The organism is Vibrio sp. 10N.286.51.E5, assembly GCF_041469125.1.
GTDB classification, from domain to species: Bacteria; Pseudomonadota; Gammaproteobacteria; order Enterobacterales; family Vibrionaceae; genus Vibrio; species Vibrio crassostreae_C.
Genome location: NZ_JBFRJZ010000009.1, coordinates 119312 through 142728 on the forward strand (window position 1 = coordinate 119312; position 23417 = coordinate 142728).

The 23417-nt window shown below is 44.7% G+C and carries 19 protein-coding genes and 4 tRNA genes; 15 read left to right on the plus strand and 8 right to left on the minus strand.

What is annotated here, in order from left to right; genetic code table 11:
- Nucleotides 1-18: 18 nt before the first annotated feature.
- From rnm to rluB, 3 genes are all read left to right on the plus strand, one after another.
- Nucleotides 19-873: an RNase RNM gene (gene rnm, locus AB4161_RS02720; protein ID WP_372082727.1), complete on the plus strand. Its 855-nt coding sequence runs from the start codon at nt 19-21 to the stop codon at nt 871-873.
- A 62-nt stretch (nt 874-935) separates the two neighbouring features.
- A complete protein-coding gene (locus AB4161_RS02725; protein ID WP_009848751.1) occupies nt 936-1556 on the plus strand; it encodes an L-threonylcarbamoyladenylate synthase in 621 nt (206 codons plus the stop codon).
- Between the two features lie 159 nt (nt 1557-1715).
- Entirely contained in the window at nt 1716-2750 is a 1035-nt protein-coding gene (rluB, locus tag AB4161_RS02730; RefSeq protein ID WP_017055112.1) for a 23S rRNA pseudouridine(2605) synthase RluB, read from the plus strand.
- 253 nt (nt 2751-3003) lie between these two features.
- Here rluB and AB4161_RS02735 read toward each other — a convergent pair whose 3' ends face one another.
- From AB4161_RS02735 to yeiP, 3 genes are all read right to left on the minus strand, one after another.
- A complete protein-coding gene (locus AB4161_RS02735; RefSeq protein WP_017061495.1) occupies nt 3004-3486 on the minus strand; it encodes an RNA methyltransferase in 483 nt (160 codons plus the stop codon).
- 147 nt (nt 3487-3633) lie between these two features.
- On the minus strand, nt 3634-3963 hold the full coding sequence (locus AB4161_RS02740) for an HI1450 family dsDNA-mimic protein (RefSeq protein WP_004741258.1): 330 nt from the start codon (nt 3961-3963) through the stop codon (nt 3634-3636).
- A 10-nt stretch (nt 3964-3973) separates the two neighbouring features.
- The gene (gene yeiP / locus AB4161_RS02745) at nt 3974-4543 is read right to left on the minus strand and encodes an elongation factor P-like protein YeiP (protein WP_017055115.1); all 570 of its coding nucleotides are present in this window, start codon (nt 4541-4543) and stop codon (nt 3974-3976) included.
- A gap of 137 nt (nt 4544-4680) precedes the next feature.
- Here yeiP and AB4161_RS02750 point away from each other — a divergent pair, with 137 nt between their 5' ends.
- Nucleotides 4681-5448 carry a hypothetical protein gene (locus AB4161_RS02750; RefSeq protein ID WP_017061494.1) on the plus strand — a complete coding sequence of 256 codons (768 nt, stop codon included), beginning with the start codon at nt 4681-4683 and terminating at the stop codon, nt 5446-5448.
- A 93-nt stretch (nt 5449-5541) separates the two neighbouring features.
- Here the strand turns inward: AB4161_RS02750 and AB4161_RS02755 are convergent, their stop codons facing one another.
- Nucleotides 5542-7905, minus strand: coding sequence for a DNA polymerase II (locus AB4161_RS02755; protein ID WP_372082729.1), 2364 nt, complete (start codon nt 7903-7905; stop codon nt 5542-5544).
- A 426-nt stretch (nt 7906-8331) separates the two neighbouring features.
- Between AB4161_RS02755 and uvrY the strand changes: the two genes are divergently transcribed.
- The 10 genes from uvrY to nspC all read left to right on the plus strand — a co-directional run bounded on the left by uvrY (nt 8332) and on the right by nspC (nt 18556).
- Nucleotides 8332-8976, plus strand: a complete 645-nt coding sequence (gene uvrY, locus AB4161_RS02760) for a UvrY/SirA/GacA family response regulator transcription factor (protein ID WP_004729778.1) — start codon at nt 8332-8334, stop codon at nt 8974-8976.
- 15 nt (nt 8977-8991) lie between these two features.
- Nucleotides 8992-10824, plus strand: a complete 1833-nt coding sequence (gene uvrC / locus AB4161_RS02765; RefSeq protein ID WP_029235668.1) for an excinuclease ABC subunit UvrC — start codon at nt 8992-8994, stop codon at nt 10822-10824.
- Between the two features lie 46 nt (nt 10825-10870).
- Nucleotides 10871-11428 (plus strand): CDP-diacylglycerol--glycerol-3-phosphate 3-phosphatidyltransferase, encoded by a 558-nt coding sequence (gene pgsA / locus AB4161_RS02770; protein WP_017061490.1) that lies wholly within the window; start codon nt 10871-10873, stop codon nt 11426-11428.
- Nucleotides 11429-11694: 266 nt separating this feature from the next.
- A tRNA-Cys gene (locus tag AB4161_RS02775) sits at nt 11695-11768 on the plus strand.
- Nucleotides 11769-11804: 36 nt separating this feature from the next.
- Nucleotides 11805-11880 (plus strand) — tRNA-Gly (locus AB4161_RS02780).
- 80 nt (nt 11881-11960) lie between these two features.
- Nucleotides 11961-12047 (plus strand) — tRNA-Leu (locus AB4161_RS02785).
- 32 nt (nt 12048-12079) lie between these two features.
- Nucleotides 12080-12155: transfer RNA gene (locus AB4161_RS02790), tRNA-Gly, on the plus strand.
- An 860-nt stretch (nt 12156-13015) separates the two neighbouring features.
- A complete protein-coding gene (locus tag AB4161_RS02795) occupies nt 13016-15955 on the plus strand; it encodes a pyridoxal phosphate-dependent class III aminotransferase (RefSeq protein ID WP_372082731.1) in 2940 nt (979 codons plus the stop codon).
- 8 nt (nt 15956-15963) lie between these two features.
- Complete coding sequence (locus tag AB4161_RS02800; protein ID WP_017061002.1) at nt 15964-17217, plus strand: carboxynorspermidine synthase; 1254 nt, start codon at nt 15964-15966, stop codon at nt 17215-17217.
- 199 nt (nt 17218-17416) lie between these two features.
- Nucleotides 17417-18556 carry a carboxynorspermidine decarboxylase gene (nspC, locus tag AB4161_RS02805; RefSeq protein ID WP_017063550.1) on the plus strand — a complete coding sequence of 380 codons (1140 nt, stop codon included), beginning with the start codon at nt 17417-17419 and terminating at the stop codon, nt 18554-18556.
- A 73-nt stretch (nt 18557-18629) separates the two neighbouring features.
- On the opposite strand, the gene AB4161_RS02810 is transcribed toward nspC, so the two are convergent.
- Nucleotides 18630-19142, minus strand: coding sequence for a glycine cleavage system protein R (locus AB4161_RS02810; RefSeq protein WP_017061000.1), 513 nt, complete (start codon nt 19140-19142; stop codon nt 18630-18632).
- A gap of 267 nt (nt 19143-19409) precedes the next feature.
- Nucleotides 19410-20318 (minus strand): DUF3943 domain-containing protein, encoded by a 909-nt coding sequence (locus AB4161_RS02815; protein WP_017069173.1) that lies wholly within the window; start codon nt 20316-20318, stop codon nt 19410-19412.
- A gap of 210 nt (nt 20319-20528) precedes the next feature.
- Between AB4161_RS02815 and AB4161_RS02820 the strand changes: the two genes are divergently transcribed.
- A complete protein-coding gene (locus AB4161_RS02820; protein WP_017069172.1) occupies nt 20529-21767 on the plus strand; it encodes a CinA family nicotinamide mononucleotide deamidase-related protein in 1239 nt (412 codons plus the stop codon).
- Nucleotides 21768-21941: 174 nt separating this feature from the next.
- Here the strand turns inward: AB4161_RS02820 and AB4161_RS02825 are convergent, their stop codons facing one another.
- Together AB4161_RS02825 and AB4161_RS02830 are read right to left on the minus strand one after the other, a co-directional pair.
- Nucleotides 21942-22787: a dimethyl sulfoxide reductase anchor subunit family protein gene (locus tag AB4161_RS02825; protein ID WP_372082733.1), complete on the minus strand. Its 846-nt coding sequence runs from the start codon at nt 22785-22787 to the stop codon at nt 21942-21944.
- 1 nt (nt 22788) lies between these two features.
- Nucleotides 22789-23409: a DMSO/selenate family reductase complex B subunit gene (locus AB4161_RS02830; RefSeq protein ID WP_004733360.1), complete on the minus strand. Its 621-nt coding sequence runs from the start codon at nt 23407-23409 to the stop codon at nt 22789-22791.
- Nucleotides 23410-23417 lie beyond the last annotated feature (8 nt).

Here is a 23417-nt window from a genome sequence, read left to right on the forward strand (position 1 = left end):
AACAATGAAAAAGAATATATGAGAATTGATCTACATAGTCATACAACAGCCTCAGATGGCCGACTTACTCCACCTGAGCTAATTGACCGAGCGCTTGGCTTTAACATCGAAGCGCTAGCGATTACAGATCATGACACGACTGATGGGCTTGCTGAAGCACGCAACTATATTGCTGATAACAATCTTCCTATTCAGCTGATCAACGGCATTGAGATTTCGACTGTTTGGCAAAACAAAGATATCCATATTGTTGGGTTAAACGTTGATCCTGAGTCACCAGAACTCAAAGCGCTCATTGAGCGACAGAAGCAACACCGTATTGGACGTGCAGAGATGATTGCTCAACGTCTTGAGAAAGCGACTCGTGAAGGGGTGCTAGAAGAAGTTAAATTGATTGCGGGTGATGCACCAATTACTCGAGCACACTTTGCGAAATGGTTAGTCGACAATGGCTACGCGAAAACTATGCAGCAGGTGTTTAAAAAGTTTCTTACTCGTAATAACCCAGGTTATGTGCCGCCAACTTGGTGTTCAATGAGTGATGCTGTCACGGCTATTCATGCTGCTGGTGGACAAGCCGTACTCGCTCACCCTGGGCGATATGGACTTACAGCCAAGTGGGTTAAGCGCCTGCTAGCGGCATTTGTTGAAGCGAAAGGGGATGCGATGGAAGTAGCTCAACCTCAGCAAGCGCAACAAGAAAGACGCACACTCGCGGATTATGCTATACAATACAAACTATTAGCCTCCCAAGGCAGTGATTTCCATTACCCATCTCCGTGGATGGAACTTGGACGCAATCTCTGGCTACCTTCTGGGGTCGAAGAAGTATGGAAAGATTGGGAGTTTCAAACGGTTTCACCATCTGAATAGTCTTTAGGTGAGCCAGCTCCTTCTGATGATAGAGTCGAGAGATTCGATAACGAGGATCAACAATGAGCCAGTTTTTTTATGTACACCCAGATAACCCACAAGCACGCTTAATTACTCAAGCGGTTGCGATTATTCGCAATGGCGGCGTTGTGGTTTATCCAACAGATTCCGGTTATGCGCTGGGCTGTCAGCTTGAAAACAAACAAGCACTTGAACGTATCTGTAAAATTCGTCGCATCGATGACAAGCACAATTTCACCTTGTTATGCCGTGATCTTTCTGAGTTATCACTGTATGCACGCGTTGATAACGTGGCTTTCCGTCTGCTGAAAGCACACACGCCAGGTGCTTACACGTTTATCTTTAAAGCAACTAAAGAAGTGCCAAAGCGTTTGATGAACGCCAAGCGTAAAACGATTGGTATTCGTGTCCCAGACAACAAGATTGCACTCGACCTGTTGGAAGCGATGGGCGAACCACTGATGTCGACGTCTCTGATTCTTCCGGGTAACGAGACTACAGAGTCGGATCCAGAAGAAATTCGTGACAGCCTAGAACATGCGGTTGATGTCATTTTGAATGGCGGTTACTTAGGTGAGCAACCGACGACGGTTATTGACTTCAGTGACGATGATGCCGTGGTTCTACGTCGTGGTGCTGGCGATCCTGCGCCGTTTGAATAATCGCTTTACTGATTAACAGTCTGTAACGATACAGCAAACCTGCCACAGTAAATAACAAGTGCTTTTTGGCAGGTTATTTGCGATAATACGCGACCGCGATTTGGTCGCGAAAAATTCATTCGACGTCTGTGAAGACGACAATTAGGTAGAAAAGAGTAAATGAGCGAAAAATTACAGAAGGTTTTAGCGCGAGCTGGTCACGGTTCTCGTCGTGAACTAGAAGGTTTAATCAAATCTGGTCGTGTAAGTGTTAACGGTCAAGTTGCGAAACTGGGCGAGCGTCTTGAAGACGAGAACTCAGTGATCCGTATCGATGGCCATACTGTTTCAGGCAAGGCTTCTGAAGAAGTGGTTTGTCGTGTACTTGCTTACTACAAACCTGAAGGTGAGCTTTGTACTCGTCACGATCCTGAAGGCCGCCGTACTGTTTTCGATCGTCTACCTAAGATCCGTGGTTCTCGTTGGATTTCAGTTGGTCGTCTTGATGCAAACACATCAGGCCTTTTGCTTTTCACTACTGATGGTGAGCTTGCAAACCGTCTAATGCACCCAAGCCGTCAGGTTGAACGTGAGTACCTAGTACGTGTATTCGGTGAAGTGACTGAGCAGAAAGTTAAAAACGTTACTCGTGGCGTACAACTAGAAGACGGCATGGCTCGTTTTGAAGATGTGGTTTACGCTGGTGGTGAAGGTATGAACCATACTTTCTATGTAGCGATTAACGAAGGTCGTAACCGTGAAGTTCGTCGTCTTTGGGAATCACAAGAAACAACAGTAAGCCGCCTGAAACGTGTACGTTACGGTGATATCTACCTTGATAAGAAACTGCCTCGTGGCGGTTGGAAAGAGCTAGATCTTCAAGAAGTTAACTACTTGCGTGAGCTTGTTGAGCTTAAGCCTGAGAAAGAGACACTGTTGGATCTTGATCCTTCAAACACTTCTCGTAAGCGTGAGCGTTCTCGTAGCCAAAAAATTCGTCGCGCTGTTAAACGTCACGAAGAGCGTGCAAACGCACCAAAAGGCCGTAGCAACCAAACTAAGCGTAAGAAGCCTGCAACTCGCGGTACTACAACACCTGATTCAGGTCGTAGCGCTCCAGCTGCAAACAAAGGCAAACCTCAGGCTAACAAAAGTAAGCCTAAACTGAACAACGGTCGTCCGGCTAAACCAGCTAAGCCAAGAACACGTCAGTAATTACGTAATTTCTTACGCGTAAAGCTTCATTAGCTAAAAGCACTGAATACTAAAAAACCTGCTCATTGAGCAGGTTTTTTTACGTCTGGAGAAATAGCAGATGCGGGATGCGAGTAACCGAGTATCGAAAACATGCTGCCATAAGTGACAGTAAGCGAGCTTTTCGCATCTCTTATCTCGTGTAGGCGCATCTATAATCTGCTCGTATCTCGTATCTCGTATCTCGTATCTCGTATCTCGTATCTCGTTTCTTTTACTTATGATTCGAAAAGTTATCGCCTTTCGCCAGTCGGTCGTAAAGCACAACATTCACTGATGCCGCTAGATTCATACAGCCGTTGGTCGGAACGTAAATCGTTTCACGACAGAAATCTGTGATTTCTTTCTTTAGCGTGCCATCTTCTGGGCCAAAAATGTAAAACGCACGTGGTGGGTGCTTGTAATCAGGTAGAGGCTTAGCACCTTCAATTAGATCAACAGCAACCGGCACGCAGCCTACTGGAATAATATCTTTCAGCTCTTCAACACCAATCAAAGGAAGGGCTAAGTGCTTTTCTTTGGTATCGGTATGGAATTTTCGCGCATGGTCGTAGCGTGTGCCAGTGTAAAACACAGAGTTGGCGCCGTAGCAGCCAGCTGCTCGCATCACTGAGCCTACGTTTTCTGGCGTCTTTGGGTTAACTAGGCCAATGCAGGCATAGCCTTTTGATTGTGTGTCTGTTTTTGCTTTGGTCATAATCAGTGAATCTAACGTTGATGATGAAAGTGATGAATCACGATGGAAAATAGCGTGATAAAAATAGCCGAGCAATGGGCTCGGCTAACTTTTAACTCGCTTACATGAATACTTGTTTACTCATGCAGATGAGCGTCAACAGCGGTATTAGTCGCGTTTCCACAGCATGTGACAGAACTTATGTTCTGGATCACGGCTGATTAACATGCGAGCAAATACGTCGTCTAGAACGTCATCAGCTTCATTCACAAGACCAATGCGCACTTCAGCGTAGATCTCTTTGTCGACTTCAAAGCCAACATGTTCAACCCAATCATCGCCAGTTTCAACAAGCTCTGCTGCGCCACGATCTTCAAACTGAGCAGTGAAAAGAATCACGTCTGCAGGCTCTAGGTTGTCAGGTGCCATCTCTAGGAAGATGTCGTATGCAGTGTCAATTGCGTCGTCATAAGACATTAGGTCGTTAGCTTCGGTCATAATAAGTATCTTAGCTTGCGCGGTTCATGTATTTACGTTCAGCAGTGTTTACTACTACTTTGTCGCCAGTCGCGATGTATTCAGGTACTTGAATAGTAAGACCTGTAGAAAGACGAGCAGGCTTAGTACGAGCAGACGCTGATGCACCTTTGATTGAAGGATCAGTCTCTTCGATAACTAGTTCAACAGATGTTGGTAGCTCAAGCGTTGCAGCGTTGCCGTCGATAAGGATCGCGTACATGCCTTGAGTTTCTTCGTTGATGAACAGTAGTTCGTCTTCGATAGTCTCACCGTTGAAGATGAATTGTGTGTAATCTTCGTTGTCCATGAAGATGTACTCGTTGCCATCAACGTAAGAGAACATTACTGCACGCTTAGTTACGTCAATAGTTTCAACAATTTCGTCAGCCTTGTGGCGAACTTCAGTTTTAACGCCAGTTGCTACATCGTTACCACGGAAGCGGTAAATCTTTTGGCCGCCACGGCCGCCTGGTGTTGTTACTTCGATATCTTTAACGATCACTGTTTTGCTTTCTACTGTGATAGCAAAACCTTTTTTAATTTCACTTGCTCTAGGCATTTTGTGTTTGTCCTTAGTGGGTCTATCCGCTGATTATATCTCGGAGATGCTATAAATAGGAATAGCTTGAATCATAAAGTCACCTAGGCGATCATAGAGTTATAGTTAAATCATTATTTTATTTACCGAAACGACCTATGCAGCTACCCGTTATTGACCCAACACAGCCTTTTCAACCTGAATTTCAACCTGTGGTTAACGATCTGATTACCTTTCTAAAAGGTGGGTTAGGATCTAATCTGCACAGTATTTATATTTATGGCAGTGTGGCTCGTAAGCAAGCCGTCTTCGGTCGCTCCAATCTAGATGTGGTTGTGGTGACCCATCGACCGTTTCCTGACCAACGAACCACTTTGTTGAACACCATCAAATGGCGTTTCCAAAAGAGCTTCCCGCAGGTAACTCAAGTGGCGATAAAAACTACCTTAGTGAGTGAGATAGTCGATTTCGACAATATCTTCACTTGGGGTTTTATGCTCAAGCATTTAGCCGTGTGTGTGCATGGTGAAGACTTATCAGACTGCTATGGTGATTTTGAAACAAGTTGGGAAATCGCTAAGCACTGGAATATGGATGCGGAAAACTGGTTGGCGGTGTATCGCAACAAGATCGCACGAGCGACAACGCCAGAACAACAAGTCGCTGCGCAGGTGATTATTGCCAAGAAGCTTCTACGGGCGAGTTACTCACTGGTGATGTACCGCGATAAATATTGGTACGATGATCCTGTTGAATGTGGCCAACAGTTCTTGAAGTATCACCCAGATCGAGAAGTCGAAATCCAAAGGTTGGGCATTTTACTTTCTGGTCGACCAATCCCTAAACGTTCGGTGATCGGTATTCTTGATGGCTTTGGTGAGTGGTTGATTAAGCAGTATCAGAAAACCGAGTTCAGAATCGGATAGAGATTTATAACCGATCCATTGATACTAAAAAGCAGAGTGTGCTGAAGAACATATCTCTGCTTTTTTCGTTTTAAGAGCATATTGAATATAGTGCTAGAACAAACCCAACTGCTGCCCACTAACTCTTTCAAAGTCTAAACCGATGAAGGGCAGTATTGCCTCTGCGACCGGTTTAATCTGCTTGTCGATATAGTGCTGATAATCGATACCACTCTTTAAATACTCCTTGGGCTCAGGGCCACTCAGAGTAATCAAATACTCAATGCGTCCTTTATTTTGGTATTGAAGAGGGCGCCCTAACTGAGCATTGATCTCATCGGCCATACGAGCTGCGCGAACCTGCGGCGGAATGTTCTTTTGGTATTCATGTAATTTGCGGCGTAAGCGCTTTTGATACACCAATAAATCATCATGTTTGCCAGCAGAGGTTTCATCAACAAACTGTCTGACGTAGTCGGTTGGATCTTGATCGTGAAACACCATCTCATACAAGGTTTGTTGGAATTGCTGTGCGAGAGGTGTCCAATCGGTGCGTGCACTCTCAAGCCCTTTAAATATGATCTTTTCTTTATCGCCTTGAGTGATTAATCCGGCATAACGTTTCTTCGAGCCGGTTTCTGAACCTCTAATGGTCGGCATTAGAAACTTGCGATAGTGAGTCTCGTATTCCAATTCGAGTATTGAGGTTAGGTTGTGGGTCTCTTTTAAGTGATTCGTCCACCAATCGTTGATGTAAGCGACCAGTGTGTTCCCGATCTCGTCTGCTTTTTGCTGATCATAACTGCCGTTCAGAGACACGAAGGTTGAATCGGTATCGCCGTAAATCACTTGATAGCCTTTGTCTTCGATCAGAACCTTGGTTTGCTTCATGATCTCATGTCCACGCATGGTAATTGAAGACGCTAACCGGGTATCGAAGAAACGACAACCAGACGAACCTAACACACCATAGAATGAGTTCATGATGATCTTAATCGCCTGAGAGAACGCTTTCTCGTTGTTCTTCTTCGCCACATCACGTGCAGCCCAAAGGTTTTCGATCATCTCGGGCAAGAAGTGTTTAGAGCGGTGGAATTGCCCACCTCGAAAGCCATCAACGGCTTGGTTTTCTGCTGGGCCTAGTTCAAGCTTCAACCCTTCAATTAGTCCCATAGGGTCAATCAGAAACGAGCGAATGATCGATGGATACAGGCTCTTAAAATCGAGTACCAAAACCGAGTCGTACAGATTGGGAATTGAATCCATCACATAACCGCCGGGGCTCGCAATCCAGTTCTCTGGCTCTAGGTTCGGGGCAACATAACCTGCTCTGTGTATCTGAGGTAAATATAAATTGGTAAAGGCTGCAACAGAGCCGCCAACACGGTCTAGCTCAACTCCGGTCAAGCGAGAGCGCTCTATAACGAAATCGAGTAGGTGGGTGTGTTCGAAGATTCGATTTACCAACACACAGTCTTGCAGGTTGTATTTAGCCAGTGAGGGCTTATCGAACTTGAACATTCGATTAATCTCATCCATGCGATCATGAACGTTATGAATATCCTTACCTTCACCAAGTAGTTCGCGTGAGACTGATTCAAGCGACCAAGATCTGAAGTGGTAGGTTGCTGTTTTCAGCATATCGATGCCATCCAAAACAACACGCCCTGGAATAGTAATAAAGCCCTGTTGGCTTTGTGCTGAGCTACGGAAGAAGCTAGGTTGATTGTCTCGACCGATATTGAGCTTTACCTCATTCCATTCCGCCCGCTTGTGTAAGAGCCTAAAATCGAAGTCAATGACATTCCAACCAATGATGATGTCGGGGTCAAATTCAGAGAACCATGCGATCATCGCTTCAAGTAGTGCTTTCTCATTAGCAACCCATTGGATATTGGTTTCAGCTTGTTGTGGCTCCCCAATCATGATCACTCGGCTGTCCATCGGGCTGTCTAAACCAATAGAGTAGAGCACGCCTTTTTCTGAACATTCGATATCCAGAGAAACCATCGAAAGCGTGGGTAAGTAGTTACCCGCTCTGCACTTAGCATTGGAGACTCGACGATGTTGATTTTTTTGTACCGCCGTTCCAGTAAACTCAATACTTCCTTTGATAAAACGTTCCATTAGGAAGCGATCCGCAAGGCGAATATCGCTCTCAAAAGTCTGGATTTCTTCGTTGTTAAAGGCTTGTGCCAAACCAAAACTGCTTCTTGATAGTGAGGTATAACAAGCCGCGAGAAGGGTTTGTTCGAAGGTCGCGATCTCAAGCGGTTTAAATTGGCAGTCTATCGACTCTTTAGTCGCAATAACCTCACAAGCGGCCACATTAGATTGAGCAACAAAAAATACCGGCTTTTCGTTTTGAATAGTCAGAAGAGTAGGGCCTTGAGGCGTGCTTAACCACAAGTCGATTTGTGTACGCCCAGAAAAATCTCTCGCCTGTCTTGTAAGTACAAAGCCTTGCTGAATATCCAATGTAATAACCTATTGATATGGGGGAGTGAATACTACCATCTAGCGCCAGATTACGCACAATAGGCTGCGAAGATAGTCATTAAATACTTGTTAACAGCAGTAGATAACGGGACTCTATAAGCAAATAAGTGAAATTGTCGCGAATGGTTATTCAATGGTATTGAAAATATCTTTATCTTATGTAATTTTATTGGGTGTTGTTTTAACTGGTTGATTTTTAGAAAAAGCTTGTTGTTTTAGTTAGCTTATTTGTTAATAAGTACTTGCTAAAGTTCGTGTTTCAGCACATATTCAACAGAGCTTTTTTTTAGTAATTAAGTTAAGATGTACTCAATGCTGCGATCCACTGTTCCTTTGTTCAATTGTTTCAAACAGATGAAATGACACAGTGGTTGCAGAGCCAATTAATAGTGTGGAGATACAAGTTTGATAAATGTTTTCCTTGTAGATGATCACGAGCTGGTTCGCACAGGGATACGACGTATTATTGAAGACGTCCGTGGAATGAACGTAGCAGGGGAAGCTGAAAGCGGTGAAGATGCTGCAAAATGGTGTCGTACTAACAATACTGACGTTATTTTGATGGATATGAATATGCCTGGTATTGGTGGCTTAGAAGCAACCAAGAAGATCTTGCGTTTCAACCCTGATGTTAAAATCATCGTTTTAACTGTTCATACGGAAAATCCGTTTCCAACTAAAGTGATGCAAGCTGGAGCTGCTGGTTACCTTACTAAAGGGGCAGGTCCGGATGAAATGGTAAATGCAATTCGAGTGGTTAATAGTGGCCAACGATACATTTCACCAGAAATTGCGCAGCAGATGGCTTTGAGCCAATTCTCGCCTGCGTCTGAAAATCCATTCGCAGACTTATCTGAACGTGAACTTCAAATCATGATGATGATTACCAAAGGTCAGAAAGTGACGGATATTTCAGAACAACTCAATCTAAGTCCTAAAACAGTCAACAGTTACCGCTACCGCTTGTTCAGTAAGCTGGATATCAGTGGCGATGTAGAGCTGACGCATTTAGCGATTAGACATGGAATGTTAGACACTGAGACCCTTTAACACTGAGATCGTATAGTGACCAACTTGTTTGACTCAGTCTCATTCCTCAAGACAGTAACAGAGCAGCCCGGCGTTTATCGAATGTATAACGCCGAGGCTGCCGTTATTTACGTCGGTAAAGCTAAGAACCTCAAAAAACGCCTTTCCAGTTATTTCCGTAAAAAAGTCGACAGTGAAAAAACACGCGCTCTAGTTAGTAATATTGACAAGATCGATGTCACTGTAACGCACACGGAAACAGAAGCGCTCATTCTTGAGCACAACTACATCAAGCAGTACTTGCCTAAATACAACGTACTTTTGCGTGATGATAAGTCGTACCCTTATATTTTTATTAGCGGTCACAAGCATCCTCGTTTGTCGATGCACCGTGGTGCTAAGAAGAAAAAGGGCGAATACTTTGGTCCTTACCCTGATTCCGGCGCTGTGCGTGAGACGCTACACCTAATCCAAAAGATTTTCCCTGCCCGCCAGTGTGAAGATACGGTTTATGCCAATAGAACGCGCCCGTGTTTGATGTATCAGATTGGTCGTTGTGCTGCGCCATGTGTTAGCTCAATCATCTCTGATGAAGAGTACAGTGAACTTATCGACTACGTTCGTCTGTTCCTGCAAGGGAAAGACAAATTAGTCCTTGAGACGCTCATCGACAAAATGGACAAGGCAAGCCGTGAGCTTCGTTTTGAACAAGCTGCCGCTTTCCGTGATCAAATCCAAGCGATTCGACGTGTGCAAGAACAACAATACGTATCTGACGATTCAATGGAAGATATGGACGTGTTGGGATTTGCTCAAGAGAATGGCGTAGCGTGTATTCATATCTTGATGATTCGCCAAGGCAAGGTTTTAGGCAGTAGAAGCCATTTCCCTAAAATTCCCAACAATACGGTGCGAGAAGAGGTCTTTTCGAGCTTTTTAAGCCAATACTATCTTGCGCATAGTGAAGCGAGAACCATCCCAACCCGTTTGATTCTCAATGCCGATTTGATGGAAGATGTCACACCGATTCAAGAAGCCTTGTGTGAAGTAGCGGGTCGTAAGATTCACTTCAATACCAACCCTTCAGGTACTCGAGGTCGTTACCTTAAATTGTCTAATACCAATGCATTGACGGCTATTACCACCAAGATTAATCACAAGATGACGATTAATCAGCGCTTCAAAGAGCTCCAAGAAGTGCTGTCGATGGATGCTATCAAGCGCATGGAATGTTTTGATATCAGTCATACCATGGGTGAAAGCACGATTGCGTCGTGTGTGGTGTTCAATCAAGAAGGCCCGGTTAAACCAGAGTACCGTCGTTACAACATCACCGGCATTACAGGTGGCGATGATTATGCAGCGATGGCTCAGGCGCTTGAGAGACGTTATTCGAAGCAACTCGATGTCGACAAGATCCCAGACATCATCTTTATCGATGGTGGTAAAGGTCAGCTAAACCGCGCTCATGAGATCATTTCTCAATATTGGGGTGATTGGCCGTTTAGACCAAGAATGATGGGTATTGCGAAAGGCGTGACGCGTAAACCGGGTTTAGAAACTTTGGTAACCCTTGAAGGTGAAGAGTTTAATTTACCTAGCGATGCACCAGCGCTGCATCTTATCCAGCACATTCGTGATGAGAGCCATAATCATGCGATTGCAGGGCACAGGGCGAAACGTGGTAAAACGCGCAGAACCAGTGCTTTGGAAGGAATTGAAGGGGTAGGACCTAAACGTCGTCAAGCTTTGCTGAAATATATGGGTGGCTTACAAGAACTTAAGCGTGCAACTGTCGAAGAAATAGCCAAAGTGCCGGGCATTAGTCATTCTTTGGCAGAAAACATTTATCAAGCATTGAAACAATAGTAAAAATCCCGCACCATTAAAGCGCAATTAATAAGAGCCCAATAATATGCGTTTGAATATACCTAACATTTTGTCCTTACTGAGACTATTTTTGATCCCAGTATTCGTTGTCGTTTTCTATCTACCTTATCAATGGGCTCCTTTCGCTGCTGCGATGGTGTTTTGGGTAGCCGGTTTCACTGATTGGCTAGATGGCATGCTAGCTCGTAAGTTAGGGCAAACGTCTCGCTTCGGTGCCTTCATTGACCCTGTGGCTGACAAAGTGTTGGTCGCTACGGCTCTTATCCTGATTACAGAGCATTACCACTCTATTTGGATAACTATTCCAGCCGTGACCATGATTGCTCGTGAGATCATCATTTCAGCGCTTCGTGAATGGATGGCTGAAATCGGTAAACGCGCAAGTGTTGCGGTATCTTGGGTTGGTAAAGTCAAAACGGTTTCTCAGATGTTCGCTCTTTGGGTACTTATCTGGAGATACGACGACTGGATGGTGTGGGTAGGTTACATTGCACTGTATGTCGCCACCGTTCTTACTTATTGGTCAATGGCACAATACTTGATGGCTGCCAAAGACGATTTGTTAGACGAAAAACATCATTGATGAAGAAGCGAGCTGAGGCTCGCTTTTTTGATCTTTAACCTAAGGTTAAGTTATCAATAGTGGATATCTAATGTGATATAGATCTCCTTTGAATAACCCGCTCACAGTGTGTTTTGAACATAAAGTCAGCTATTTGGCCTGTTTCGTATGAAATCTATTCAAACGAATTAAAAATACAAAAATAATATTGACTCAATCGTCTGAATCCGTAGAATGCATCCCGTACCCAAGAGGATGGCAATGAGCGATTCGATTGGAGTTACTAAGGCGCCTTGGCAGAGTGGCTATGCAGCGGATTGCAAATCCGTGGACCTCGGTTCGACTCCGGGAGGCGCCTCCATTCTCTCTTTCTTCTAGAAAGAATTTGAATGAAAATGCGATACTAGCTCAGTTGGTAGAGCGCAACCTTGCCAAGGTTGAGGTCATCGGTTCGAACCCGATGTATCGCTCCAAATTTTGTAATGTTGATTGGCGTCAGCATTAAGATGGTGTTTTACTTTTCAGTAATCGGCATCGCAATAAAGAATTGCGTGCCCTGGTGGTGGAATTGGTAGACACAAGGGATTTAAAATCCCTCGGCGTTCGCGCTGTGCCGGTTCAAGTCCGGCCCGGGGCACCATCTATTAAAGTCTTTATCTCGATAAAGCAAATGCGATACTAGCTCAGTTGGTAGAGCGCAACCTTGCCAAGGTTGAGGTCATCGGTTCGAACCCGATGTATCGCTCCAAATTAAGAAGCCCGAACAGAAATGTTCGGGCTTTTTGGTTTCTGACGTTTAGCTTTTACGTTTAAGAACTCTTCTTGTTCGAATCCGCACTCAACATTCATTTCTATCTCTGTTTCAAATTTTGCAATCAAGTTAGTTTTTAAAAGCGAGATTCCCTATGAACTTGTTCCTCGTGCTAGGGAATGACGGAAAGACGCCATGACCTAAAAGCTTCTCTAGCAACGTTTATAACCCCACGTCGTCATCCTCGGGTATGAGGAACGAATGAACCGGGGATCTCTTTCCCAAACGATAGTGTGACGATATTTACAGCAATTGCTTCGCCACCGCTGCTATTTACCAAGCTATTATTGAAAACTATTGATCGTTCATTTAACTTTATGTTACTTTCCCGCGCAATCTCGGAATGATCAATGTTCAAAAAGAGCAGCGATAGCTTCTGGGGGATACGCGTAGTGACCATTCTTGCTGATTGGGACATTACGTAGGGTAGGTATCGGCTATTCCTTTAGCTGATAGACGGGATACTTATGGCGCAATTCGCCATGCTAATGGGAAACCCAACATTGAATACACTAATAACAACATTGCTAATCAGCTCTGCATTTCCAAAAGGGCCAGTTCTTCATAGCTGTCCGATACTGCACAAATGTCCAATTCTTCAAAACAGTAGCATTACTGAACCTTGAGCTCACGCTAACAATTTATCGCTGTCTTAAGACGGCTTAATTTCGTATTCGTCATTTGACTTATGCGAGCGTACAGCTATATCTCATTTCTAGACAATACGTGTACTTCACTATGAACTCTCTCCAAATTTAACGAGAGTTGGTGGGTAATTGCGTCTGATGGAGGTGAGTATGAACACATTCAAGGGGACTTTTATGACTACCGCCTTTGAAGTCGATATCAATACTATCGCAAATTCATTTTCAACTATGGTTCCTATCTTAGAGGGAACGTACGACCTAACACCTGACGCTATTTTGCTAGAGCAAGAACAGCATGAGTCGGATGTTCGCTCTTACCCAAGACGCCTGCCTATTGCTATTAAACGAGCATGTGGCGCTTTAGTTGAAGATACTCGTGGCCAACTCTTTCTCGATTGCTTAGCCGGTGCAGGTACACTTTCTCTGGGTTACAACCACCCTGAGATTAACCAAGCACTTAAAGACCAACTCGATTCTGGTTTGCCATACCAAACACTTGATATCACGACTCAAGCAAAAGAGACGTTTATCAAACGAGTTAAAGCTTTTCTTCCTCAAGACTTTTCAAATAACTCGGTTCTTCAATTCTGTGGCCCATCTGGCGCTGACGCTGTGGAAGCGGCGATCAAGCTCGCCAAGCAAACCACAGGTCGCAACACCATGTTTGCTTTCCGTGGTGCTTACCATGGTATGACGAACGGCACCATGGGTATGATGGGTAACCTCGGCACTAAAGAGCGTCGTAGCGGCTTGATGTCTGATGTGCACTTCATGCCTTTCCCATACAACCTACGCTGCCCGTTTGGTATTGGTGGTGAAGCGGGTGCTAACGCGAGCATTCGTTACATCGAACGTATGTTGAATGATGACGAGTCTGGCATCATGAAACCGGCGGCGATGATCGTTGAGCCTGTGCAAGGTGAGGGCGGTGTGATTCCTGCTCCAGCATCTTGGTTACAAGGCCTACGTCGCATCTGTGATGAGCACGGCATCCTACTGATTTTTGATGAGATTCAGTGTGGTGTGGGCAAAACTGGCCATCGATTTGCGTTTGAAGAGTCTGGTGTTAATCCAGATATCTTATGTTTATCTAAAGCGATTGGTGGTGGACTGCCTATGTCGCTGCTTGTGTTCGATAAGAGCATTGATACATGGAAAGCGGGTGAGCACACCGGTACATTCCGTGGTAACCAATTAGCAATGGTCTCTGGCGCTAAGGCGTTGGAGATCATCGAACGAGATGGCTTAGTTGAGCACGCGAACATCGCAGGCCAATATTTACGTCACGGGCTTGAGAAGATTCAATCACGCGTTAGCTGTATTGCTGAAGTTCGTGGTAAAGGCCTGATGCTCGGTGCTGAGATCAAACAACCAAATGGTGAGCTTAACAAGTTTGGCGAACCACAATCAGACGGCGAACTAACCCTAGCGATTCAACGAGCAGCGTTAGAGCGTGGCTTGATGGTTGAAAAGGGTGGTCGTGATGGCTCGGTAATTCGTTTCCTTCCGCCAATGATTATCTCTTTTGAGCAGATTGACTTTGCATTGCGCGTGATGGAAGAAGCGATCATCGCAACTGGTGGTGGCTTACAACAAGACCCAGCTTCAAGCGAACAAGCAAACCAAGAATGGAACAAGCATTTCATCCATACAGGTTTAGGCGGTAGCGACGAATTTGCTAACGTGATGAACCAAACCACTCAAGCGATGAAAGCGGTTTTTGAACAGGTTGAAACCCCTTATTCGGGTTTAGATCCAAAAGTGCTAGAAGCAGCTATCAATGCTGTCGACCTTGATAAAAATCAACACGCTTTGGTTGATGTTGTAGATAGTACTGCAGACCTTGTCGCTGCAAACTCCATCTTCGTGCAACACCCAGATTGCATTGCACACCTTCACACTCCTCCTCTTATGGCTTCGGTAGCAGCGGAATCGATTATCGCGGCGTTGAATCAATCAATGGATTCATGGGACCAAGCATCGGCTGCGACTTATGTTGAGCAGCGCGTTGTGGATTGGATGTGTGACAAATACCAACTTGGCGCACAAGCTGACGGTGTTTTCACTAGCGGAGGCACGCAAAGTAACCTAATGGGTTTATTGCTTGCGAGAGACTGGGTTGCGGATAAGCACAATGGTCATTCTATCCAAAAGCTTGGCTTACCAGAATACGCGAGCAAGCTGCGTATCTTATGTTCAAAGAAATCTCACTTCACGGTTCAAAAGTCAGCCTCTCTACTAGGGCTAGGCGAAGCGGCAGTGTGCTGTGTTGATACCAATGCAAACGGCACTATCAAGCCTGACTTGCTAGACGCAGAAGTGAAAGCACTGAAAGCACAAGGTCTGATTCCTTTTGCTGTGATTGGTACTGCGGGCACAACCGATCATGGTGCTATCGATGACCTTGATGCGATTGCAGAAATCGCAAGTCAGCAAGGCCTTTGGTTCCATGTCGACAGTGCATACGGTGGCGCGCTTATCTTGAGTAGCCACAAGGCTCGCTTACAAGGCATCGAAAAAGCGGACTCTGTGAGTGTCGATTTCCACAAATTGTTCTATCAAACAATCAGCTGCGGCGCGGTATTGTTGAAAGACAAAGCGAACTTTAAGTACCTTCTACATCACGCAGATTACCTAAACCGCGAACACGATGAACTGCCAAATCTAGTCGATAAGTCTATTGCGACCACCAAGCGTTTCGATGCATTGAAAGTCTTCATGACGATGCAAAGCGTTGGACCAAAGCAGTTGGGTGATATGTACGACCATCTTCTTGAGCAAACGCTAGAAGTGGCAGACCTGATTCAAAACCAAGCTGACTTAGAGCTACTCGCAGAGCCGTCACTATCAACAGTGCTGTTCCGATCTAAGCCGTCAGCAAACGGCGAGCTAGATTTAGACAAATTGAATCAAACGCTAAGACTGGAAGCGCTGACTCGTGGTGTTGCAGTACTCGGTGAAACGGTCGTGGATGGTAAGAGTGCGCTTAAATTCACTATCTTGAATCCGTGCCTAAAGACATCAGATTTCAAATCTCTAATTAACAAAATTCAAACTCTAGCCACTGAGCTAGCAGAACAACAAGGGTAATTAATACTATGGCTATTCTACAAATTGGTGCAGGCGGCGTTGGTTGGGTTGTTGCACACAAAGCAGCACAAAATAACGAAGTACTGGGTGATATCACAATCGCTTCTCGCACAATCGCGAAGTGTGAAAAAATCATCGAATCTATCAAGGGCAAAAACAACCTTAAAGATTCAACTAAGAAACTAGAAGCACGTTCAGTAGACGCTGATGATGTTGATGCGCTTGTTGCTTTGATTAAAGAAGTTCAGCCGGATCTAGTGATCAACGCTGGTCCTCCTTGGGTAAACATGGCAATCATGGAAGCATGTTACCAATCTAAAGTTTCTTATTTAGATACATCGGTAGCGGTTGACCTATGTTCTGAAGGCCAACAAGTACCACAAGCTTACGATTGGCAGTGGGGCTACCGTGAGAAGTTCGCTGAAGCAGGCATCACAGGTATTCTTGGTGCTGGTTTCGATCCAGGTGTGGTATCAATCTTTGCTGCATACGCGGTTAAGCACTTGTTCGATGAGATTGACTCAATTGATGTAATGGATGTGAATGCTGGTGACCACGGCAAGAAGTTTGCGACAAACTTTGACCCAGAAACCAACATGCTTGAGATCCAAGGCGATTCTTTCTACTGGGAAAATGAAGAGTGGAAACAAGTACCTTGTCACTCTCGTATGCTTGAGTTTGAATTCCCGAACTGTGGTTCTCACAAAGTTTACTCAATGGCGCACGATGAAGTTCGTTCAATGAAAGAGTTCATCCCAGCTAAGCGTATCGAATTTTGGATGGGCTTTGGTGATGCATACTTGAACTACTTCAATTGCATGCGTGATATCGGTCTTCTTAGCCCAGATCCGCTAACACTGCACGATGGTACTGTGGTTCAGCCTCTGCATGTTCTTAAAGCACTACTACCGGATCCAACATCTCTAGCTCCGGGTTACACTGGTTTAACGTGTATCGGTACTTGGGTTCAAGGTAAGAAAGATGGTAAAGAGCGTAGCGTATTCATCTACAATAACGCAGACCACGAAGTGGCTTACGAAGACGTAGAGCACCAAGCGATCTCTTACACAACTGGTGTTCCAGCGATTACCGCTGCACTTCAGTTCTTCCGTGGCGAATGGGCTGATAAAGGCGTGTTCAACATGGAACAGTTAAATCCAGATCCGTTCCTAGCAACTATGCCGGAAATTGGTCTAGATTGGCATGTTCAAGAGCTTGAAGCAGGCCAAGGTCTTCCAGTGATTCATGAGCTGAAAAAATAAGAACTGATTTCTTGTTTTGATTGCTAATTAAAGGGGACATGGATTGTTCCCTTTTCGATGATGATAGCCTTGAAGCTTTGGTATCATTTATTTTGATTTTGTAACTCACTGCGCTCGGACAGGACAAAATCAAAATAAATCACACCAAAATTGTTAATTTACCTTTCCATCTATAGATGCTGCTTGAGTGTTTACAAAAATGACGTTTAAGAAAGAAGAACTAAAAACCCCATATTTCATGATCAACGAAGACAAGTTGATTGCGAACTTAGAAAAAGCCAAGCAACTGAAAGAGATTTCAGGTGTGAAATTGGTACTTGCGCTTAAGTGCTTCTCGACTTGGGGCGTGTTTGACATCATCAAACCGTACCTAGACGGTACTACTAGTTCTGGCCCTTATGAAGTGAAATTAGGTCACGAAACTTTTGGCGGTGAAACTCATGCTTACAGTGTGGGCTACAGTGAAGATGACGTGAGAGAGGTTGCTGACATCTGCGACAAGATGATCTTCAACTCTCAAAGCCAACTTGCTGCTTACCGTCATATTGTTGAAGGTAAAGCTTCACTGGGTTTACGTTTAAATCCGGGCGTGAGCTACGCAGGGCAAGACTTGGCGAATCCAGCACGTCAATTCTCGCGTTTGGGCGTGCAAGCTGACCACATCAAACCAGAAATTTTCGATGAGATTAATGGTGTGATGTTCCACATGAACTGTGAGAACAAAGACGTCGATGCGTTTATCGGCCTGCTTGATTCAATCTCAGAACAGTTTGGTGAGCACTTAGATAAGTTGGACTGGGTGAGCATGGGCGGAGGTGTGTTCTTCACATGGCCTGGCTATGACATCGAAAAACTCGGTCTTGCGCTGAAAGCCTTCTCTGAAAAGCACGGTGTGCAGATGTATCTTGAGCCGGGTGAAGCGATCATCACTAAAACAACCGACCTAGTTGTGACAGTGGTCGATATTGTTGAGAACGTGAAGAAAACAGCGATTGTGGATTCAGCGACTGAGGCGCACCGCCTTGACACGCTTATCTACAATGAGCCCGCATCAGTATTGGAAGCATCAGAAACAGGCAGCCATGACTACGTGATTGGTTCGTGTTCATGTCTTGCGGGCGATCAGTTCTGCGAAGCGAGCTTTGATGAGCCACTTAAGATTGGTCAAAAGCTGCATCTGTTAGACAGCGCGGGTTACACAATGGTGAAATTGAACTGGTTCAATGGCCTTAAAATGCCTTCAATCTACTGTGAACGTAGCAGTGGTGAAGTTCAGAAGCTAAATGAATTCGGCTATGAAGACTTCAAACGCTCATTATCACAATGGTCAGTTAAGTAACTGAATCACAAGTTCAGAGCAATACAAAGAGCAGCTAATGAGCTGCTCTTTTTTGTTCTTTAATTTTGTTTATTTAGCTTTCAATCATCACACGAGTATCTTCACTGAGCGTTTCGAGTTCATTAACTACGTCGTCGATCTGTACTTCGATTGGCAGCTTAACGGCGATTTTTGATGTGAATAGACTTGAGCTAACACCGCCACCACCTGCGATAAACACACGATGACAATCCATATCGAGAATGCTGATCCCTTGTCTATCCAATACATGAGTCACTTCGTTGACGATACCTGCTCGGTCGTTAGAGTCGAGTCTTAAGTGATGGACCGTGTCTTGAACATTGTGTGTATGATCGGAATCGACAAACTGCACGATGAGATCTGGATTGGCGCTGAACGCTTCTTTTACAATCGATTCGTTGATGGCTGGAAGTTGAACCTTTAGTACGCCTGCGACTTGGTCTTCAATAAAGTTCACTTTACTGATGAGCCATTTGCCGTCGTTTTCGTGAGTAACCGCAGCAAGCTGTTTGATTGTTGCTGGTGATGCTTTTCCGATAAAGTTTACGATAAATGTACTGTTCATATCAGCCCCCAAGGTTTCAATTATTCTTTGCTAATTAAATGTTTGATATCACGCGATAAAGTTCTTTAATTTCAGTGTAGAAGGTTACATCGAACAATGTTTGACCTAGGTCAATTTTTGAAACTAAGCTTCGATGCAAAAAAAGAGAATGAAGAGTAGGGCACAAAAAAAGCGGCTAGAGAGCCGCTTTTTAGAAGAGTTGTCACTGTGATTGATGATTCAGCAACTTATATTCAATAACTTATATTGAGTAGTACTAGAGACGAATTAGAACGTTACTTTGAAGTTCATACCAACAAACTGAGAGTCGTATGGTGCGCCAGCATCGTAAGCAAAACGTGCAGCGTCTTGGTTATCCCACCAAGGGTTAGTATTCAGGTTAACTTCTGCATCACCACCCCATGCGTCACTTACCCAGTAGTGAATGTGTCCAACAGGGTTAAGGAAGAATAGCGACACATCACCCATGGTTTGAGAGCCCATCACTTCGCCACCTGAAGCAATGATATCCTGCTCTGCTTCTAGCATCATTTCACCGACAACCGCACCGAAGAAAGGTGTGATGAAGAGATCTTGCCATGAAGGTACTTCTGCAAACGCTTCTACGCCGTATTCCCAGAAGAACGTCGACATAGTCCAAGAGTATAAGAATGACTCAAACTCGTCGTAACCTGCGTGTCGAGCTGCGGTGTAGTAAACACCACCGAAATATGGGTGCATTACGTAGTTTAGGAAGTGTTCGTCACGGTCCCATGTTGGACCAGCAGAAACGTTATCTTTCCACTTTTTACCTAATGAGCTGATATCACGTTGGTCATCATCCCACTTAGTAATACTTTCAGGGAGCAGAGTCATTAGACCCACTGTCGCGACACTCAAGCCAAGAATGGTGTAGGTTTGACCCATTAGGTAATCCCAATCTTTCTCCTGACTCACCAACATGTGTTTTGGTTGTTGGATTGAGAAGTCGTACTCATCACTCGACTCGCTCAGTGCGTAATTGGTACTAGGCTTGTAGGTGTACAAGTTGTCATTAAAACAGTAATCTTGAGCACATTCATCCGAGTAAGAAAGGTTGATTGGCTGGTCGAAGTCGTATTGGCTTGCAACCGAGTTAACTGACATTAGCATTGAAAATGCGGCAGTAACCTTTGCTAGTAACGGTGATTTGGCCACAAGGGTCTCCATGACAAAGTTTGGAATTGATCAGGGTCACAATTATCTATTAAATGCCTGATTTAGGGAACTAATAATTTATAGCTTTTCCTAAGAAAACCTTAGGCTTAACATTATTAATATTAGTGAAAAGGCGAATTGCTCCAAATTCAACCATAGACCAGTTTGTAAATAATGCAGTGTCTTTTTATGACAACAAGGGATAGAAATATGACGAAAATCGCAATGTTAAGCACAGGTGAAGAAGTTCTTCATGGAGACATTGTAGATACAAACGCAGCTTGGATGTCTGCTGAGTTTTATCAGCATGGTTTTGCGCTTGCTAAGCGCTCAACTGTGGGTGATCAAATGAATGCTCTTGTTGAAGAACTGCTGATGCTGAGCTTTAACTATGATGTGGTTATCGTTAATGGTGGTTTAGGCCCGACAACCGATGATATGAGTGCTGCCGCCGCTGCAGCTGCTTCCGAGCAGAAACTCGTCATGTTCCCTGAATGGCTTGCTCGTATGGAAGAGATGTTCTCTGGACGTGGCATGCCAATGCCAGACAGCAACCTTAAACAAGCTTTGTTACCTGCGAGTTCAGAGATTGTCGATAACCCTGTGGGGACGGCTTGTGGCTTCAAACTGAAAATTAACGATGCGACTTTCTATTTCACGCCGGGTGTACCAAGTGAATTCAAGCGCATGGTGACGTTTGAGATTCTTCCTGACTTGTCGTGTACCTACCCTCAAGTGGTTGCCTCTGAATGCAGTCGACTGTTTACGTTTGGTTTGTCTGAGTCCGGTATCTCTGATGTTTTGGATCAACTAAAGCTGCCAGAAGGTTATGAACTTGGTTATCGCTCTTATCTGCCGTTCATTGAGGTCAAACTGTTTGGTCCTAAGGCAGACTTAGAAACTCGCGTTAAGCTTCTGCAGATGGTTTACAAGCTGCTAGAGAGTAATGTCGTTAGTGTTGATGAGCCGATGATTGACCATATTGGACACATCATGGCGGAAAAAAAGAAGACGTTATCTGTGTCTGAAGTGTCGACCAAAGGTTCACTGTCAGCGTGGCTGCAATTGAATGAGCAGATAGAAGATTGCTTCGGACACTCATGGGTGATGGCTGAGCCAAAAGAGAGCGAACTTGAAAAGAGCGATCCATTAGCCGCGACCTTTGCGCTGGCTGGAGCAACAAGAGATAAGTGCGGAACTGAATTGGCTTTGGTGACTGGTAAGCTGGAAGGCAACACATTCAGCGTTGCATTGTCGACTGAAGCAGGCGAGTGGGGGCAGGTACTTGAGTTTTATCGTCAGTACTCGCGTGAAGACCAACGCAACGTGATTAAGACCGTTGCCGCCGATATGCTGAGAAGGCATTTAGATAACAAACCGATGTTTGGTACTTATTCTTCGGTTAAGCGATTAAAAGACATGTTTATTCCAGCGGCTATCATTAAGTAGCTATGTAAGCTAACGATGTAAGCGAACTCGCTAAGTCTGTATTAAAAACGCTAGAAAAAACGAAATAAAAAGGCCCAACATCTAAATAGGTGTTGGGCCTTTTGTTTATCTAGCCTTCTAGATAACCAAACAAGCAGCGATGTTTACACGCAACTCATGTCTGTAAGAACTCGATTACAAACCGCTTGTCATATGTAGGCTGTAGAACAAACCACGGCCGATTAACTCTGAAGCCAAGAACAATACTAGTGCTAAGCCAAGGTTAACTGGGTTCACTTTTGCTTTGTTCAGCATAGGTAGAATCCAAATCAACAAGCTTGCCATTAGCAGTGCCACTTGAAGAATCACATAGCTACCTAAACCATCGACTAACTCAGACGCTTTTGCCGCTGAAGTTTGGATGTCTCCGATTAGGTTCAGTTTTCCTACTGTCACAAGCAAGCTGATAGCAACAGCGATAACAGCCAACATGGTGATGTTACGGTCAACCGTAAAGCGGCTGTCGTTTGCGAATACAATCACGAACTGAGATAACAGCAAGCCACCCACAACCATCGTCATGATGAAGCTCAGTGGTGTGTAGATGTTGTCCCACGTCGGTACTGTGTTGATCATGTATACGTTGATCATCGCGTACATGAAGATAACACTCAGTACCATCGCGCCAACCATCAGTGCTTTCTGGATAGCAACGCCACCTTTCTTGACTACCGACAGTAACCATTGCAGGCCACCGACAGCGAAGAATGCCGCACCGAAGAACACTTCGTTAGACAACCAAGCCGAACCTAGCTGATTAAAAGCGTTAAACGCGCGCAGTGGAGAGCCAAGGTGCGTTGTCGAGAACATGAAGCCAAGACCCATCAGTACCCATAGGATAAACATTGGAACCTTGTAGCTGTTCAGCTTCTCTTCGTCATGACCAAGTACCAGTGCACGTGCGCCAATCAGTAAGTAACCACCAACCGCAGTTTGCGCCAGCACCGTAAAGAAGATTAAAGACCACTCATGAAAAATCATCTTACACCTCCTTCGGGTTTGCTAGGTGACCGCTGGTATCGCCAGTCGGCTTCGCGTTTTTGTTCAGCTTAATCACGATGTTTGGTAGCGTTTCTGTTGAAGATGGCAGTGGAGCCACATCCGCACCAGAGCCGTACTTCTCGCGAAGTGTATTGATTTCACCAAACTCCAATGCACGAAGTGGGCAAGACTCAACACAGATAGGCTGTTTGCCTTCAGAAACACGTTGGTAACAACCATCGCATTTCGTCATATGACCTTTCTTAGCATTGTATTGTGGTGCGCCGTAAGGACACGCATTGCTACAGTGCTGACAACCAATACATACGCTCTCATCAACCACAACCAAACCGTCTTCATCACGTTTGTGCATTGCGCCCGAAGGACACACTTTCACACACGCTGGGTTAGTACAGTGGTTACAAGCGATAGATAGGTAGTAAGAAAAGACATCTTTCTGAACCCAGGTATCACCATCTTGAGTGAAGCCACCACCGGCATATTCGTATACGCGACGGTAGTTCGTTTTGATGTCTAGATCGTTATAATCTTTACAAGCAAGCTGACAGGTTTTACAACCCGTGCATTTACTTGAATCAATGTAAAAGCCGTATTGTTTCATTCCAACCT

Coding starts and splice junctions, on each gene's coding strand:
- rnm (WP_372082727.1), top strand. CDS start 19: ATGAGAATTGATCTACATAGTCATACAACAGCCTCAGATGGCCGACTT.
- AB4161_RS02725 (WP_009848751.1), top strand. CDS start 936: ATGAGCCAGTTTTTTTATGTACACCCAGATAACCCACAAGCACGCTTA.
- rluB (WP_017055112.1), top strand. CDS start 1,716: ATGAGCGAAAAATTACAGAAGGTTTTAGCGCGAGCTGGTCACGGTTCT.
- AB4161_RS02735 (WP_017061495.1), bottom strand. CDS start 3,486: ATGACCAAAGCAAAAACAGACACACAATCAAAAGGCTATGCCTGCATT.
- AB4161_RS02740 (WP_004741258.1), bottom strand. CDS start 3,963: ATGACCGAAGCTAACGACCTAATGTCTTATGACGACGCAATTGACACT.
- yeiP (WP_017055115.1), bottom strand. CDS start 4,543: ATGCCTAGAGCAAGTGAAATTAAAAAAGGTTTTGCTATCACAGTAGAA.
- AB4161_RS02750 (WP_017061494.1), top strand. CDS start 4,681: ATGCAGCTACCCGTTATTGACCCAACACAGCCTTTTCAACCTGAATTT.
- pgsA (WP_017061490.1), top strand. CDS start 10,871: ATGCGTTTGAATATACCTAACATTTTGTCCTTACTGAGACTATTTTTG.
- AB4161_RS02795 (WP_372082731.1), top strand. CDS start 13,016: ATGAACACATTCAAGGGGACTTTTATGACTACCGCCTTTGAAGTCGAT.
- AB4161_RS02800 (WP_017061002.1), top strand. CDS start 15,964: ATGGCTATTCTACAAATTGGTGCAGGCGGCGTTGGTTGGGTTGTTGCA.
- nspC (WP_017063550.1), top strand. CDS start 17,417: ATGACGTTTAAGAAAGAAGAACTAAAAACCCCATATTTCATGATCAAC.
- AB4161_RS02810 (WP_017061000.1), bottom strand. CDS start 19,142: ATGAACAGTACATTTATCGTAAACTTTATCGGAAAAGCATCACCAGCA.
- AB4161_RS02820 (WP_017069172.1), top strand. CDS start 20,529: ATGACGAAAATCGCAATGTTAAGCACAGGTGAAGAAGTTCTTCATGGA.
- AB4161_RS02825 (WP_372082733.1), bottom strand. CDS start 22,787: ATGATTTTTCATGAGTGGTCTTTAATCTTCTTTACGGTGCTGGCGCAA.
- AB4161_RS02830 (WP_004733360.1), bottom strand. CDS start 23,409: ATGAAACAATACGGCTTTTACATTGATTCAAGTAAATGCACGGGTTGT.